1 protein-coding gene is annotated in these 257 nt (G+C 33.5%); it reads left to right on the forward strand.

The annotated features are described in order from the left end of the window. Positions 1 to 16: 16 nt before the first annotated feature. Positions 17 to 257: CocE/NonD family hydrolase C-terminal non-catalytic domain-containing protein (locus AAHZ94_RS36625; protein WP_502964888.1), on the forward strand; the 241-nt coding region annotated here is incomplete at its 3' end.

The raw sequence follows: 257 nt of genomic DNA on the forward strand, positions 1-257 counted from the left end.
ATATACACCATTGTATTTGAATGCTGAAAATCACACATTGAATCATGCAAAGATTAGTAGCGCGCATGTCGCACAATATGACTCTGAAGATAAACAACAAGATGTAAGTTTTGAATATACGTTTGACAAAGATACTGAGTTAGTTGGAAACATGAACTTAAAACTATGGGTAAGCACTAAAGACTCAGATGATATGGATTTATTTGCAGGTATTAAAAAGTTAGATCGTCGTGGTAATGAAGTTAACTTCCCTGATT

Origin of the sequence: Streptomyces sp. HSW2009, from assembly GCF_040240285.1 — a bacterium.
GTDB lineage: Bacteria > Actinomycetota > Actinomycetes > Streptomycetales > Streptomycetaceae > Streptomyces.